Source organism: Terrabacter sp. 2YAF2, from assembly GCF_052114705.1.
In the GTDB taxonomy this organism is placed as follows: Bacteria; Actinomycetota; Actinomycetes; order Actinomycetales; family Dermatophilaceae; genus Terrabacter.
Window position 1 is genome coordinate 186,533 of record NZ_JBFRFG010000007.1, and the last position, 13,826, is coordinate 200,358.

Below are 13,826 nucleotides of genomic sequence, written 5' to 3' on the forward strand. Positions count from 1 at the left end.
GTGGCACCGGGACGTGGCCCCCGTCAGCCGAATGCGGATGCATGCCGTTGCGCCGGGTCGCGAGGGATCACCTCGACCCGCGGGGGCGGAGGGTGTCAGGCCCGCCCGAGGGCGAGGCCGACCGCGAGCAGCAGCGACCACGCCAGCTGGAACTGGCCCGTGCCGGCCAGGGCCGGGATCAGACCCGCGCCGGTGGCGCGCCCGATGACCGCCTGCATCGGCCGGACGACGAGCGGTGCGGCCAGGACCGCGAGCAGCGCCCACGGTGAGGTGAGCGCGGCGAGACCGGTCATGACGAACGCCACCGCGACGAGCGCGACGTAGAAGGCTCGCGTGCCGGACTCTCCCATCCGCACGGCGAGCGTGCGCTTGCCGTGCTCGCGGTCGGTCGGGATGTCGCGCAGGTTGTTGGCGACGAGGATGGCCGAGGCGAGGGCACCCACCCCGATCGCTCCCCACCAGCCGGCTGCCGTCGGCGGCGTCATCGTCGCCATCGTGCCGAGGGTCGCGACGAGGCCGAAGAAGACGAAGACGAAGACCTCGCCGAGCCCGAGGTAGCCGTAGGGCCGTGACCCGCCGGTGTAGTACCACGCCGCGACGATGGCGGCCGCACCGATCGGGATCATGATCCACAGGCCGGAGAGGCCGACGAGCGCGAGGCCCATGAGACCCGCGAAGAAGAAGCACGCGAAGGCCGCGATCTTGACCGAACGCGGCGCCGCGAGCCGCTGCCCCACGAGGCGCACCGGGCCCACCCGCACCTCGTCGGTGCCGCGGATTCCGTCGGAGTAGTCGTTGGCGAAGTTGACCCCGACCTGGAGGGCCAGGGCCACGACGAGGGCGAGCACGGCATACGCCCAGACGACGTGGCCGGTCTGGTAGGCGGCACCGGTGCCGACGAGGATGGGGGAGACGGCGGCGGGCAGCGTGCGAGGGCGGGCGCCCTCGATCCACTGGGACAGAGTGGCCATGGAGTTCTCGGGGCGTCCTTCTACAGCTTGCGGAGGAAGTCGGGGTCGTCGTCGGGCCCTAGTGGCCCTCTGGGTCCTCGCGGCCCGGACGGGCGGCGACCCGGCCCTCGTGGTGCGGGGCCGCCGCGGGCACCGGCTCGGCCGGCCACGAGCCAGCCGATCGGGCCGAGGACGGGCACGAGGACCGCGATGAGCCAGACCGGCTTGGGCATCGTCCGCACCACCCGGTGGTCGGTCTGCACGCAGTCGACGAACGCATAGATGGAGGCGAAGACGACGAGGGCGACGAGCATGACGCGCAGCACGACGACCTCCTTCGGCGAGGGTGGGAACACCCTTATCTTGCCACCGCTCAGGCGGGACCCTGAACGGCGCGTCGGATGGCGGCCCGGTCAGGCTTGCCGGGCCCGCGTTGCGGGATGGAGGCGAGCACGAGGACCCGGCGCGGCAGCGCCGCGTCGGGGAGTATGCCGCGCAGGCGCTCACGCACCTGGCGCGTCGTCAGGTGCCCGGTCGGGTCGACGAGCGTCACTGCGGCACAAACGGACTCGCCCCACTCCGGGTCGGGGAGGCCGAGGACCACCACGTCGAGGACGTCGTCGAGGTGCCGTGTCATGGCGTCCTCGACGACGCCGGGGTTGATCTTGAGGCCGCCGGTGTTGATGACGTCGTCGGCCCGGCCGTCGATGACGAGCAGGCCCCCGTCGTCGAAGTGGCCGAGGTCGTCGGTGCGGAACCACCGGACGCCGTCGGGGTCGACGGTGAACGCGTCGCGGGTCAGGCCCGGCTCGCCGAGGTAGCCGTGGGCGACGGTGTCGCCGCCGAGCACGACGTGCCGGTCGTTGTCGACGTGGACGCGGCTGACGGGCAGCGGGATGCCGTCGTAGACGCAGCCACCGGCCGTCTCGCTCATGCCGTAGGTGAGGCTGAGCACGACCCCGAGGGCGCGGGCGCGCTCGACGAGCGCGGGAGGTGTGGCGGCGCCGCCGACGAGCACGCCGTCGAAGCCGCGCAGGGCTGCCACCCCCGCCGGGTCGTCGACGAGCCGCGACAGCTGCGTCGGCACGAGCGCCGTGTAGCGCCGCGCGGCCGCGCTCGTGGGGTGGACCCGGGCTGACGCGGCGGCGAACGCCTCGACGGAGAAGCCGTCACGCAGGTCGAGCACGGCCGGGGCGACCCCGGCGGCGATCGAACGGAGCAGCACCTGCAGCCCGGCGATGTGGTGGGCCGGCATCGCGAGCAGCCACGCGCCACTGCCGCCGAGGACCTGGTGCGTCGCCCACGCCGACCGCTCGAGCGCGTCCGCCGTCAGCAGCGCCCGCTTGGGACGGCCGGTCGATCCGGACGTGCCGATCGCGACCGCCAGGCCGTCGGGCAGGTCGGCTGGGGCATGGGACGGTACGGCCGGCGGCGACTCGTCGACGGCATACGGCAGCACGGGGGAGCGGCCCGTGAGGGACGCCTCGAGGGCGGGCAGCACGTCGAGGACGGCGGGTCCGGCGGGGATCGCCAGCGGTCGGGGGGACGGCGCGGCCATCAGGCACGTCTCGCTCTCGGTCGGGCGGTGGGCAGGGCGCGGCGGCGCTGCCGGGCCGCCATGGCAACGGTCCACACGAGCACGACCGCGCAGACGGGGAACCCGACGTACGGGTTGAGGGGGAGCACGATGCCGAGGGTGCCACCGACGACCCAGAGCACCTGGAGCATCGTCTCGGACCACGCGAAGACCGACGTGCGGACGTTCTCGGGGACCTCGCGCTGCACGAGCGCGTCGAAGCAGAGCTTGGACAGCTGCGCCGAGTGCCCCTGGACGAAGCCGAGCAGGGCGAGGGTCCACACGCCGTACCAGATGCCTGTCGCGGCGCAGCAGACCGTCGCCGCGAGCACCGACACCATGGCGATGCGCTCCGGCCGCTGGTCGCGCACGACGTTGCCGACGACGCTCCCGAGGCAGTTGCCGACCCCGATGGCCACGGCGATGATCGCGAGGACGACCTCGCCGCGGACGCCGTCGATCGGGTGCTCCTTGGCAAGGAACGCCATGAAGAGGATGAGGAAGCCGGTGAGCACGCGCGTGCCACCCGTCGACCACATGGCGTGCATGACCGGCCACGGGATCGCCTGCTTGCGTCGACGGAACCGGCCCAGCGGTCCCAGAGAGTCGACGGTGAGGGTGTCCCCGTCAGCGGCCGTATGCCGTCGCGCCGAGGAGTCCGACCAGCCGCGCTGGGTGCCGCGGAGCGAGCTGGCGACCGGCGGGGTCCCCATGCCGGTGCCGTCGGTGCCGTCGGTGCCGTCGGTGCCGTCGGTGCCGTCGGTGCCGTCGCGCGGTGGGGCGCTGAGGGGGATCGGGGTCGTGTCGTCGATGGACATCTCACCGAGGGAGGAGTCGACACGCTCCGGCAGCCGGATGGCCTGGACGGTGCCGACGACGAAGACGACGAACGCCACCCGGAGCGCCCAGGCCGGCCCGGCGAGCATCGCCACGCCGCCGAGCACACCGCCGATGAGCGCCCCGACGACCCCGGCCATCGACACGCGCGAGTTCGCCTTGACGAGAGTGGTGCCCGGTGGCAGCAGGCGCGGGACCGCGGCTGCCCGGGTGATGTTGTAGGCCCGGGACGCGACGAGGCAGCCGAGCGCGGCGGGGAAGAGCCAGCTGCTGTCGTTGGTGATCGCCTCGCCCAGGACCCAGCAGAGGAAGGCCCGGACCGCGAGCGTCGTGCCGATGGCCCACCGCCGACCGTGCCTGAAGCGGTCGAGCAGCGGGCCGATGAGTGGCGCGACGAGGACGAACGGGACCATCGTCAGGAGCAGGAAGGTCGCGACGTCGCCGCGGGCCTGGGCCGTCTGCGGGTTGAAGAAGAGGGTGCCCGCGAGGGCCAGCGTCATGATCGTGTCGCCCGCGGTGTGACTCGCGTGCAGCTCGGTCATGCGCGCCAGCCCGGTCTCGCCGGCGCCGCCGGAGTGGGTGTACGCGTGGGCCTTGGCGGCGGCGAAGCGGCCCGAGCGCGCTGTCAGCCGGGCCGTCCCGGTGGCGGCGCGACCGAGTCCTCGCCCGATGGCGCGTGTCGCGTTGGCCGCGGTGGTGCGAGGTGGCTGACGGAAGTCCGCGGGGCGGCCTCCCTCGGGAAAGTCCGGTGAGGCGCCGGGCGCACTGCGGCCAGAGCTGGCGCGGCGGTCGTCGCTCGGTTCCACCCCAACATCCTGCCCTGTCCGGATGTCCGGCGTGCGACCGACACCGGCTTCGACGTGGCGCCGTCCCGGGCGGCTCGTTCATGCCGTGAAGAAACCGTCCGCGGGCACCGCGGCACGGCCGGCGTCGTTACGCTCGGTACGTGACGAGCGTGCCGGGCGAGGGGGAGCTCGGCCCCGAGCCAGCCGTCCGTCCTCGCCGACGGGTTCGGTTCTCCGTCGTGCTCGGAGTCCTCTGGCTCGTCGTGCCCCTCATGCTGTTCCTGCTCGACCGGTCCGTGCTGCTGGCCGGCAACCCCGCCCAGGTGATCGCGCTCGCGGCCTGCGGCCTCATCGGCGTGGTGCTTGTCGTGCGGGACCACTCCGAAGAGGTGGCGCGGGGGAGGCGCCCGTGGACGGGGTGGCGGCTCGTCGGCCGCACTCTCGGGGTCGTCGTGACCGTCCTCGTGCTCGGAGCGCTCGTCTGGCTGCGGCCCTTCGGCGCGACGCCCGAGGCGGTCGCGGCCATGTCGGGCAGCGCCGACGTGCGCATCACCGACGCGCCCGACCACATCGTCATCAGGCCGGCGAGTGGCACCCCGACCCGGGGACTGGTCTTCCAGCCCGGCGCCCGGGTGGACTCCCGGGCCTACGTGCCGATGTTGTCGGAGGTGAGCAGGCAGGGCGTCCTCGTCATCGTCGTCAAGCAGCCCTTCGGCATCGGCTTCCTGGCCATGGGCGCGCCGCAGACGTTCATCGACCGCTACCCCGAGGTCACCGCCTGGGCCGTCGCCGGCCACAGCCTCGGCGGCGTCGTCGCAGCGACCTTCGCCCACGACCACCCCGGTGAGGTCAGGGGACTCGTGCTCTGGGCGTCCTATCCCGTCGGCTCCCTCGCCGACCGCACCGACCTCGCTGTGGCGTCGGTGAGCGGCAGCCGCGACGGCTTCACGACCCCGGCCGACGTCGAGGCGAGCCGGTCGCTGCTCCCGGGCGACACGGCATACACCCGCGTGGAGGGTGCGGTGCACTCCTACTTCGGCGACTACGGCGAGCAGCCCGGCGACGGCACGCCGACGGTCAGCCGCAGCGAGGCCCAGCGGCAGATCGTCGCCGCCACCGTCGCCTTCATGAACGCGCTCTGATCCTCAGAAGTACCAGGGGAAGTCCGCCTGCGCGGCGTTCAGGTGACGGCAGTCGTTGGCAACGTTGGCCTGACCTGCGGAGATGCGTTGGGGAGTGTTGACCGTAGCTGGTCTCGGCTGGACATCTTGCGGACTTTCTGCGGACTGATGATGGGATCCAGTGGCTCGTGGACCGACCTCTGCGAGGTACGCCGGATGGTCGGAGAGCGCACCGTCGCGCGCGGTGGGGAGTACGCACATCGCCGACACAGTGTCGAGGTGGTGCGCCACAGCGATGTGGTCGATCGCGTACGCGTTGCTCGCGATGACTCGAGCATCCCGGGTGACCACACGCAGGTCGAGGCTCTCGAATGCCGCGCCAAGAGCCTGCCGCCCAGAGCTGCTGCCGACTTCCTCCGTGCCCGAGAGCGTCTGATTGAAGTCCCCGCCCCAGACGACGACGTCGTCTTCCCTCGCTTCGAGGATCGCTGCCTGATGCCGCGAGAGCACGCGTGCGAACCGGCTCTGGAAGTCGTGGTCGTCCCCCGGGGGCCAGTACTTGCCGGCTGCCCGCCACGGCAACACGGACGAGGCGAGGAGCGCACCTCCCAAGCCCGGCACCTGTGCTCGAGCCAACACCAAGGTGGGGTGTCCGCTCTCCACCGGCTCGACGGGCCAGGTGGACGCGACCCCGGACCAGTACCGCCCTGGCATGCCCAACCAACGGATCTGCGATCTCAGGTGTGGGCATCTACGGCCATGGTCGGGGTGCATGATCGACTCGGGCCAGACCGACTCGGCACTTCGCTTGTGTCGCAGTCGATCTCGAGGCTGAGGAGGCCTGGGCGTGCTGATCCGGTGCTACAACTACGCGGCCATGATCCCGGACCGCTATAGCGCCTCCCTGGGCCAGCTTCAGGGCACCTGGCTCGTGACGCCGACGTTCGCTGGTTGACCGCCCCTCTAGCGTCTGGCGTCAACGTCACCATTGGCCCTTTCCGAAACGACGGCCGGGTAGGGCTCGACTGATAAGCCCCGTGACCCGACCTGCGCCAGCACCGCCGACACCCCCGCTACTTGCCCGAGTGGCGGGGGTGTCTGTGGTTGAGCGCATGACTACAGCAGTCGGTGAAGGTGGGGGATGGTCGGGGCCTTCCAGGACTTGGCAGTCAGCCTCGTGGACGGAATGCACATAGCGATGGCCCAGACTGAGAACCAGAGCATGAACCATGCCAGAAAACCGAAGAGAACGACCATAAGCACGGTCAACTTAATAGTGATTCTCAGCATAAGTGCGAAAAGCCCGATCATGGCCGGAACCCTAGCCGTCCCCGGATGGGCACGTGGCCGGAATAGCCACGTTTGGTGGGGTGCATCAAGCCAAGTGGGATCTCAGTTCGGCTCGGGTGGCATTCTCACCGTTTGGTGCCGGAGGGGCACTAGCGTGAGTGCCACACTCTGGGCGCGGATGGAGACCAGCATGCACATGGCGGGGACCGAAGTAGACGCACTCACTGAAGAGCTTTTGGTAGTCGGAAGCTACACCCCGCACGTGTTGATAGTGCAGGCGCTGCGGTCGGTTACTGCCGACACCGCCGCCCCCGGTGTGACATCCGTGTTCACGGATCGGCCATCAGGCGACCGCACCCACTGGGTGGTCATGCGACTCGCCGGCGAGTCGCTGGCCTACCTCGACGTCACCCTCCACCCCTCCCGGCCTGACGTCACCATCCGCTCCTCCTCCCAATCCGACCTCACCATCCACAACTCCCGGCCCGACCTCACCATCGAACAGTGCTGGAGTCGTCCTTTGTCCTCTGTCCTCGCCCTCCACCTGGTGAAGTTGAATAGCTCAGGGCACCAAGACACTGACGGCTTCTGGTGGGCTCCCACGTGGGAGGTTGAGATCCAAGGCGTCGGGAGGGTCCAGATCCCGCGTTCCGAGGGGCTGACCGCTATGGACGCGTATGAAGCACTCGCGTTCGCGCTGGCGGCTCGAGCAGGCGCCTGACCATTGCCCTAATCCGTGCAAGAGTGCCGCTATCGTGACGGCTGGGTGTAGTCCGTGTCGTCTCGGATGTGGGCATACGTATCCGCACCAACCCAGTGGCAATAGACCTTGCGCTCCCCCGGGAGTGACAGCCGACGTGAGTGCCCGTTGACGCTCGACCAGGCGGCGACCTCCGGGACTGGAGTACCCCAAGCGCGCCTCTTGTCGGCGACATGTTCGAGGGCTGGCTTGAGGTCCGTGTCCGCCGAGAAGACGATACCTACGTCGTAGCGCTTCTCATGGCCCATGATGGCGAAGTCCAAGGCTAGGGCGACGTCGATGCCCTTCTCTTGTGGCCGCTCCGACGGGTCGCAAGCATGCGGCCACCCGTCGGGATACCGAAGGGCTCGCGTGATGACCTTGACCCTGTCGTCAAGCGTCCAAGCCGCGATCTGGCGACGCGCAGCTCCGTATGCCTTGGGATCTCGAGCCGAGGCCGGCAGCCCGCGGTAGACGCGCACCTCTGCGAGTTCGCGAGGCTCGCGAGCGTCAGACGCCAGATGGAGACCCAGCTTGAGTGGGTCTATTTGACCAAAAAAGTGCGGATCCCAAGCGTGGGTGTGGAAGGCCGAGCGCGCGCCACGGTAGACGTTTTGGTAATCCACGAACACGACAACGCTCTTCGTCACTGAAGGCCGCCCAACGGGAAAAAGTAATCCCCACCAGTGCAGCCCGGAGGCTGGACGGTGGGGAGGAGTAGGTACAACCTAGCACGGAGCTAGAACCCGCGCATAACTTCGGAGACATCGTGTCGAGGCCCCGCCCGCCAGGGTGAGCGGGGCTCTGTTGCTGGCCGCTCGTGTGGCGTGGGGTGCCGCGGTCAGTGTGTTGCGATTTGGTCGCTAGGGGAGCCTACGAGGCGCCACGGACAAGACAACGCCCCGACCGGAGGGCGCGGTCGAGGCGTTGTCGCCGGCCACGCTTAGCCGCAGGTGTCGTTGAAGAACTTGCGGGCGACGTCGCGGTCGAAGATCTGTTGCCCGCTCCTGACGAACGAGTTCAGCATCCCGTCCTGCATGGCGGGGATCTTCCAGGCATCGCAGATCTGTGTCTGCTGGGTGGCCGGCAGGCTGTTCCATGTCGACAGCAGGGCTCGCTGCTGGGCGTCCGAGAACCGGGTGGACGCCGCAGCGGTCTCGGTGACCGTCACCGTTGGGCTGGGGGTCTCGAGCGTCTGGGTGACCGTCTGGGTGGGCTGTGCCGGGGCTGTGGTGCCGCAGCCCGCGAGCAGTGCGGTTCCCATGAGTACGACAGCGGTCTTTCTGTTCAGCATGATTTGCCCTTCTTATGCCCGTTTTGGGTCAAGGGTAGGGCGCGGACGCCCTAGCCCGTTGGGGGAAGCGGCTAACGCGATACCAACGAACGTGCGCAGCCTGCCGAGACAGGGAGGCTCGGCGAGCGCGCGTCCAGGAGCGCGCCACAGCCGACCCCCGACCCTTTTTCCAACGGGCGGGCCGGGGTGCCTAACGGGGCCTACGACTACGCCCACCGCAAGCGCCGGGCACAGCCCCTGCCGAAAGCGTTGGGGCATCCCTGCCCGCTGTGTGACCTCGTCATGCTCAAAGATCAGGCCCTGCCGCCCCGCGCTCAGCGTCCCGTCGACGCCAGTCTCCGATGAACTCGTTCACCTTCTCGTCGTGCGTCTCCCACAGGCCCCAGCGGAACTGCATCACCTGCCGCGCCTCGTCCGAGGCGCCAGCCATGGCCCTCCCGAGGTTGTTGTTGTCGACCTCTGGCAGCAACGAAGCCCGCATGGCGTCATCCCGAAGCAGCCGTGCCCAATACGGCTCGGACCGCCTGGAGTAATAGTGCCCGAAGGAGGGGTAGTACTGGCTGGCCCAGAACCCCCGGTTGGCGTCCAGGGAGGTCAGCACTACCAGCGCCGCCAGAGCGTCGAAGGCGCACAGCGAATCCAGGACGGGGTCACTCTCCGGGATCGGAGCATCGGGTTCGGCATCGTACGCCTCGTCGTCGACGACATACGGGCGCAGCGCTGGCAGGTGGTGAGCTGCGCGACGCGCCAGCGGTATCAGCGAGGCGTTTCGCTGGCCGGGCGCGGTGGTTGGGAAGGCTCCAGCGCGTGCAGCCTCGGTGAGCCCATGACGCAGCCAGGAGGCGTAGTAGGGGTCCGGCGCCGACTGGATCGCCAGGGTGCGGACGGTCGCCCACTCTTTGAGGACAACCGCGAGACCTCCCAGGGCCATCACGCGGCTAAGGATGTCGAGCCAGACGAGTTGGGCAGGGAGCATCGTCCCGGCGCCGTTGAGCCCGGTGGAGCGGTAGAGCTGGGCGAGACACTCGATCACGTCGGTCACGACATCTCCACGCCCGAGCGTCAGGGCGACCGCACCGAGGGACACGATCCGGTCGAGGATGGAGTCAAAGACGTCACGATCACCACTGTTCACAGCGGCCAACGCTTCGCCGGGCACGCGCACCAAGAAGAGGCGGATCGGCACGGTGTCCGCACGGCGGAGGAGCTCGACGACGGCGCCGTCGAATGTGCCTTGGTCGAGTTGCCACACGAGTGCCTGCACCGGCCCCGCCGCGACTGACTGCCCCTGGGCGCCTGTCTGGATGGCCGCGACCATCGCGGCGAACTCGGTGCGGTGAGCCTCACGCTGGGCGGAGTCACGCGGGGCGAGGAGCCGTTCCACGTCACCTTCGGCCCAGCGCTCGCTGGATGTGCCGTTGCGGACGAACACGTCGCCAGGTCGCATCACCGTCTTCGGTCCGCGCGCGCCGGGTCGGTCGTAGTCGCCCAACGCCTTGACGACGGTGAATCCGAGCGGGTGCCGTGGCACGTAGACCAGCACCATGTAGTGGTCGTCGATGACGTGCTGCGCGGACACGACGTCCGTGCGGTGCAGCAGGCGCTCCACCTTCGGACGGAGGTTCGCCTCGTCGAATTTCTTGGACAGCGCCTCGTCCATGAGGTCGTTCGGGGTGCCCTGGTCGTCTGCTCCGATGACCAGGTAGCCGCCGCAGGACCGCATCGCGGCGACATCCTTGGCGAACTCGACGAGCTCGCCGTGTACGTCGAGGTCCACGCGCCGCTTGTAGTCGAGGTTCGACACCTCGCAGCCGACGGCCAGCAGAGCGCGCAGCTTCTCGACGGTCACGACTGGTTCGACCACCACGACGTCATCGCTCACAGGCGGCATTCGATCACGTGGGACCGACATGTTGGCGGTCCGACGCTGTTCATCGCCGTTCTCGCCCCGGAGTGAGTCCTGCAACCCAGGACATGCAACACGTACGAATCAGACCCCGAGCACCTCGCGGTCCTCGGCCGACAACACCACCGTCCGGGGCGACCACGCCGTCGGCCGCTCCCCCCTGTCGTCGAGGCCCAGTAGCCGGCATCGAGCCATGATCACGGCGCGCACTTCGCGGGCCGCCTCGACATTGCCGGCCATGGCCTTGTCCCACAGAGCGGCCTGCAGGGCGTCCAGCCGTGCCAGCTCGAGCTGCTGATGATCCTCGACGGCGTTCTTGCGGTCCTTGGCCAGCGCGTCGTGGACGATGTGGTGCACCGTGCCGCGGTTGGCGTAGCCGAGCTCGTCGGCGATCTGCTGGTACGTGCGGCCTTCGGTCGCCAGCTGGACGGCACGGGCCTGTCGAGCCGTGGCGAGGGCTCGGTTGCGGTGCTTGCCGGAGACAAGAGGGATGGCGGCGGGGACGCTCATGAGAACCATTTTCGGGCGTGTAGAAGGTTGGGGCCCGGACGACACTCCCTCGGTGGGCCCGCGGGCCCGATCACGCCGTCCCCGAAGGACCCGAAGGACCGACTCGGGGTCACCTCGTGGGTGACCGCTTGGCTGTTCAACCGCAGCGGTCCTTCGCGTCCTTCGCGGCGGTTGCGGCCTGAGAAGTCGTTTGCCGCCGACCAATGCGCGGACAAATGTAACCGATTACTTGACAGTGCCCGTTCGGTGCCCCCAGACTCCAGGCAACCGCTTCGCACTGGACCTGCGTGCGGCCATTCCTGTGGCGTGTCCTTCCCAAGACCCTTGTGGCCCAAGGCGGTTCGCCATGCCCGCGTTCTCGCGTCGACACCGTCGTCGTGCCTGAGTCATGGAGTGTCCAATGCCCATCACCAAGTTTTCCGCTGCCCTCGCAGCGGTCCTCACGATCGGCGCCCTGAGCCTGAGCGCCTGCGGCACCAATGAAGCCGCCAGCGGCAGCAGCGACTCGGGTCGGGGCCCGATCACCTTCGCCTCCGGCAAGGACTTCACCAAGGAGATGCAGGCTCTCCTCAACAAGTGGAACACCGCGCATCCGAGCGAGAAGGTCACGATGCTCGAGCTCTCGGCGTCGCCCGACGAGCAGCGCACGTCCTTCGTCCAGAACTTCCAGGCCAAGTCCAGCGCCTACGACGTGCTGTGGTCCGACGTCGTCTGGACCTCCGAGTTCGCCTCGCGCGGCTGGATCGAAGAGCTCGACCCCAAGGTCTACGGCGGCTCTGACATCATGCCGGCCGCGGTGAAGACCGCGATGTACAAGGGCAAGATGTACGGCGCCCCGTTCATCACCAACGGTGGCCTGCTGTTCTACCGCTCCGACCTGGTCAAGACCCCTCCGAAGACGTGGAAGGAGCTCTTCAACTCCTGCAAGGGCCGGCCGGCGGGCATCGACTGCTACGCCGGGCAGTTCTCGCAATACGAGGGCCTGACTGTCAACGCAGCTGAGGCCATCAACGCCGCGGGTGGCTCCTTCCTCAGCGCGGACGGCAGGTCCGTGGCCGTGAACTCGCCTCAGGCGCGGGCCGGGCTCCAGACCCTCGTGGACGCCTTCAAGGCCGGTGACATCAACAAGGAGGCCATCACCTACAAGGAGGAGGAGAGCCGCCGGGCCTTCGTCGAAGGCCGCCTGATGTACCTGCGCAACTGGCCGTACGTCTACACCTCGGCCAACGAGGACGGCTCGGCCGTCAAGGGCAAGTTCGCCGTGACGACCCTGCCCGGGGCCACCGGTCCCGGCACGTCGTCGCTCGGCGGCATCGACCTAGTCGTGTCGAAGTTCTCGAAGCACAAGCAGACCGCTAAGGACTGGATCGCCTTCATGCAATCGGAGGAGAGCCAGCGCTCGGTCGTCAAGGACATGAACCAGGCGTCGGTGCGCACTGCGCTCTACGACGACCCGGAACTCGTGAAGTCGGCGCCGTACCTGCCGATCCTCAAGCAGTCGATCCTCAAGGCGGAGCCGCGACCGGCGACGCCGAACTACAACGCGGTCAGCCTGGCGATTCAGAAGAACGTGTATACCGCGCTTCAAGGCCAGGCCACCGTCGATCAGGCCATCACCGCGATGGCCGACGAGCTCGGCCGCGCGGTCGGCTGACCAACACGGCACCAGCACGGCACCAGCACCGCACTACAACGCCACCGGAGGCGAGTCGCTTGTCCACTGTCCTGTCACTCCGCAGCCGCTCCCGTGCCGGCTCCTCACCCGAGGAGCCGGGCCGCGGACGGCGGCCCGGGCGCACCGGTGACGGGCGGCTCGCCTTCTGGCTCGTCGTGCCGTCACTGGTTGTCCTGGGCATCGTGATCGCCTACCCGGTCCTGCAAGGCATCGGGCGTTCCTTCTTCGGGGACACCATCGGCGAGACCCCAGCCTTCGTCGGCATCGACAACTACGCCCGCGCGCTGTGGGGCCCGGACAGCACGGAGTTCTGGGCGTCCTTCAAAGTCACCTGGTTCTTCACCATCACGACGGTCGTCCTCGAGACGGTCATCGGCATGGCGATGGCGCTTTTCATGAACCAAGCGTTCCGTGCACGCGGCCTCATGCGCGCCAGCGTGCTGGTGCCGTGGGCCATCCCGACGGCGGTGGCCGCGGTGCTGTGGCGCTGGGCGTTCGACCCGCGCGGCATCATCAACCACCTGTTCGGCACCTCGGTCACCTGGACGGGCAGTGAGTGGCCCTCCAAGCTCGCCATCGTCTTCGCGGACACCTGGAAGACCGCACCGTTCGTGGCGCTGCTCATCCTTGCCGGGCTGCAGATCATCCCCGACGAGGTGTATGAGGCCGCCGCCATGGACGGTGCCGGACCAGTCAAGCGGTTCATGTACATCACCCTGCCGCTGGTGCGCCCCTCACTCCTCGTGGCCATCCTCTTCCGGATGCTCGACGCCCTGCGGATGTACGACCTGCCGGCGATCTTCACGGGCGGCGCCAACGACACCACCACCCTGTCGATCCTGGTCGTTCGGGCCAGCCTCGGGAACCTCGAGGCCGGCTACGGGGGAGCGCTGTCGACGTTGACCTTCCTCATGATCTTCGCCGCTGCATACCTTTTCGTACGGCTGCTCGGCGCCAACGTGACCGGCTCGGACAAGGAGGCCTGAGGTGAGCGTCGCACTCCCGACATCTGCAGGGAAGCTGGAGGGCTCCACGGACCAGCCGGCCGGCGGTGAGGTTCGCGGCCGCGGGGCGCCAAAGGGCGCGAAGGGCAGGTCGGGCCGAGCCCGGCGCCCACTGGGCCAGTCCCTGCGGTTCTGGGTC

At 69.0% G+C, this 13,826-nt stretch carries 14 protein-coding genes; 5 read left to right on the forward strand and 9 right to left on the reverse strand.

Features of this window, described 5'->3' with window-relative positions:
- Window positions 1-95: 95 nt before the first annotated feature.
- The 4 genes from AB4030_RS11150 to AB4030_RS11165 are packed head-to-tail and all read right to left on the reverse strand — an operon-like array spanning window position 96 to window position 4,169.
- Window positions 96-971, reverse strand: coding sequence for a 1,4-dihydroxy-2-naphthoate polyprenyltransferase (locus AB4030_RS11150; RefSeq protein WP_442279289.1), 876 nt, complete (start codon window positions 969-971; stop codon window positions 96-98).
- Between the two features lie 20 nt (window positions 972-991).
- Window positions 992-1,276: a PLDc N-terminal domain-containing protein gene (locus AB4030_RS11155; protein WP_442279290.1), complete on the reverse strand. Its 285-nt coding sequence runs from the start codon at window positions 1,274-1,276 to the stop codon at window positions 992-994.
- Window positions 1,277-1,323: 47 nt separating this feature from the next.
- Window positions 1,324-2,508: an o-succinylbenzoate--CoA ligase gene (menE, locus tag AB4030_RS11160; RefSeq protein WP_442279291.1), complete on the reverse strand. Its 1,185-nt coding sequence runs from the start codon at window positions 2,506-2,508 to the stop codon at window positions 1,324-1,326.
- The gene (locus AB4030_RS11165; RefSeq protein WP_442279292.1) at window positions 2,508-4,169 is read right to left on the reverse strand and encodes an MFS transporter; all 1,662 of its coding nucleotides are present in this window, start codon (window positions 4,167-4,169) and stop codon (window positions 2,508-2,510) included. Before AB4030_RS11165 ends, menE begins: the two co-directional genes overlap by 1 nt.
- A 140-nt stretch (window positions 4,170-4,309) precedes the next feature.
- Here AB4030_RS11165 and AB4030_RS11170 point away from each other — a divergent pair, with 140 nt between their 5' ends.
- Window positions 4,310-5,290 (forward strand): alpha/beta hydrolase, encoded by a 981-nt coding sequence (locus tag AB4030_RS11170; RefSeq protein ID WP_442279293.1) that lies wholly within the window; start codon window positions 4,310-4,312, stop codon window positions 5,288-5,290.
- Between the two features lie 3 nt (window positions 5,291-5,293).
- On the opposite strand, the gene AB4030_RS11175 is transcribed toward AB4030_RS11170, so the two are convergent.
- Window positions 5,294-5,881: a hypothetical protein gene (locus tag AB4030_RS11175; protein ID WP_442279294.1), complete on the reverse strand. Its 588-nt coding sequence runs from the start codon at window positions 5,879-5,881 to the stop codon at window positions 5,294-5,296.
- Window positions 5,882-6,410: 529 nt separating this feature from the next.
- Here AB4030_RS11175 and AB4030_RS11180 point away from each other — a divergent pair.
- Window positions 6,411-7,280, forward strand: coding sequence for a hypothetical protein (locus tag AB4030_RS11180; protein ID WP_442279295.1), 870 nt, complete (start codon window positions 6,411-6,413; stop codon window positions 7,278-7,280).
- A gap of 29 nt (window positions 7,281-7,309) precedes the next feature.
- Here AB4030_RS11180 and AB4030_RS11185 read toward each other — a convergent pair whose 3' ends face one another.
- The 3 genes from AB4030_RS11185 to AB4030_RS11195 all read right to left on the reverse strand — a co-directional run bounded on the left by AB4030_RS11185 (window position 7,310) and on the right by AB4030_RS11195 (window position 10,252).
- Window positions 7,310-7,948, reverse strand: a complete 639-nt coding sequence (locus AB4030_RS11185; RefSeq protein ID WP_442279296.1) for an NYN domain-containing protein — start codon at window positions 7,946-7,948, stop codon at window positions 7,310-7,312.
- 293 nt (window positions 7,949-8,241) lie between these two features.
- Window positions 8,242-8,592: a hypothetical protein gene (locus AB4030_RS11190; protein WP_442279297.1), complete on the reverse strand. Its 351-nt coding sequence runs from the start codon at window positions 8,590-8,592 to the stop codon at window positions 8,242-8,244.
- A 286-nt stretch (window positions 8,593-8,878) separates the two neighbouring features.
- Window positions 8,879-10,252 (reverse strand): hypothetical protein, encoded by a 1,374-nt coding sequence (locus AB4030_RS11195; protein WP_442279298.1) that lies wholly within the window; start codon window positions 10,250-10,252, stop codon window positions 8,879-8,881.
- Window positions 10,253-10,351: 99 nt separating this feature from the next.
- Here AB4030_RS11195 and AB4030_RS11200 point away from each other — a divergent pair, with 99 nt between their 5' ends.
- Complete coding sequence (locus tag AB4030_RS11200; RefSeq protein ID WP_442279299.1) at window positions 10,352-10,549, forward strand: hypothetical protein; 198 nt, start codon at window positions 10,352-10,354, stop codon at window positions 10,547-10,549.
- A gap of 33 nt (window positions 10,550-10,582) precedes the next feature.
- Here AB4030_RS11200 and AB4030_RS11205 read toward each other — a convergent pair whose 3' ends face one another.
- Window positions 10,583-11,008: a hypothetical protein gene (locus tag AB4030_RS11205; protein WP_442279300.1), complete on the reverse strand. Its 426-nt coding sequence runs from the start codon at window positions 11,006-11,008 to the stop codon at window positions 10,583-10,585.
- Between the two features lie 400 nt (window positions 11,009-11,408).
- Between AB4030_RS11205 and AB4030_RS11210 the strand changes: the two genes are divergently transcribed.
- Window positions 11,409-12,662 carry an ABC transporter substrate-binding protein gene (locus AB4030_RS11210; RefSeq protein ID WP_442279301.1) on the forward strand — a complete coding sequence of 418 codons (1,254 nt, stop codon included), beginning with the start codon at window positions 11,409-11,411 and terminating at the stop codon, window positions 12,660-12,662.
- Window positions 12,663-12,721: 59 nt separating this feature from the next.
- Window positions 12,722-13,669, forward strand: a complete 948-nt coding sequence (locus tag AB4030_RS11215; protein WP_442279302.1) for a carbohydrate ABC transporter permease — start codon at window positions 12,722-12,724, stop codon at window positions 13,667-13,669.
- The last annotated feature ends 157 nt before the right edge of the window (window positions 13,670-13,826 follow it).

Coding starts and splice junctions, on each gene's coding strand:
- AB4030_RS11150 (WP_442279289.1), bottom strand. CDS start 971: ATGGCCACTCTGTCCCAGTGGATCGAGGGCGCCCGCCCTCGCACGCTG.
- menE (WP_442279291.1), bottom strand. CDS start 2,508: ATGGCCGCGCCGTCCCCCCGACCGCTGGCGATCCCCGCCGGACCCGCC.
- AB4030_RS11180 (WP_442279295.1), top strand. CDS start 6,411: ATGGTCGGGGCCTTCCAGGACTTGGCAGTCAGCCTCGTGGACGGAATG.
- AB4030_RS11190 (WP_442279297.1), bottom strand. CDS start 8,592: ATGCTGAACAGAAAGACCGCTGTCGTACTCATGGGAACCGCACTGCTC.
- AB4030_RS11195 (WP_442279298.1), bottom strand. CDS start 10,252: ATGGACGAGGCGCTGTCCAAGAAATTCGACGAGGCGAACCTCCGTCCG.
- AB4030_RS11205 (WP_442279300.1), bottom strand. CDS start 11,008: ATGAGCGTCCCCGCCGCCATCCCTCTTGTCTCCGGCAAGCACCGCAAC.
- AB4030_RS11210 (WP_442279301.1), top strand. CDS start 11,409: ATGCCCATCACCAAGTTTTCCGCTGCCCTCGCAGCGGTCCTCACGATC.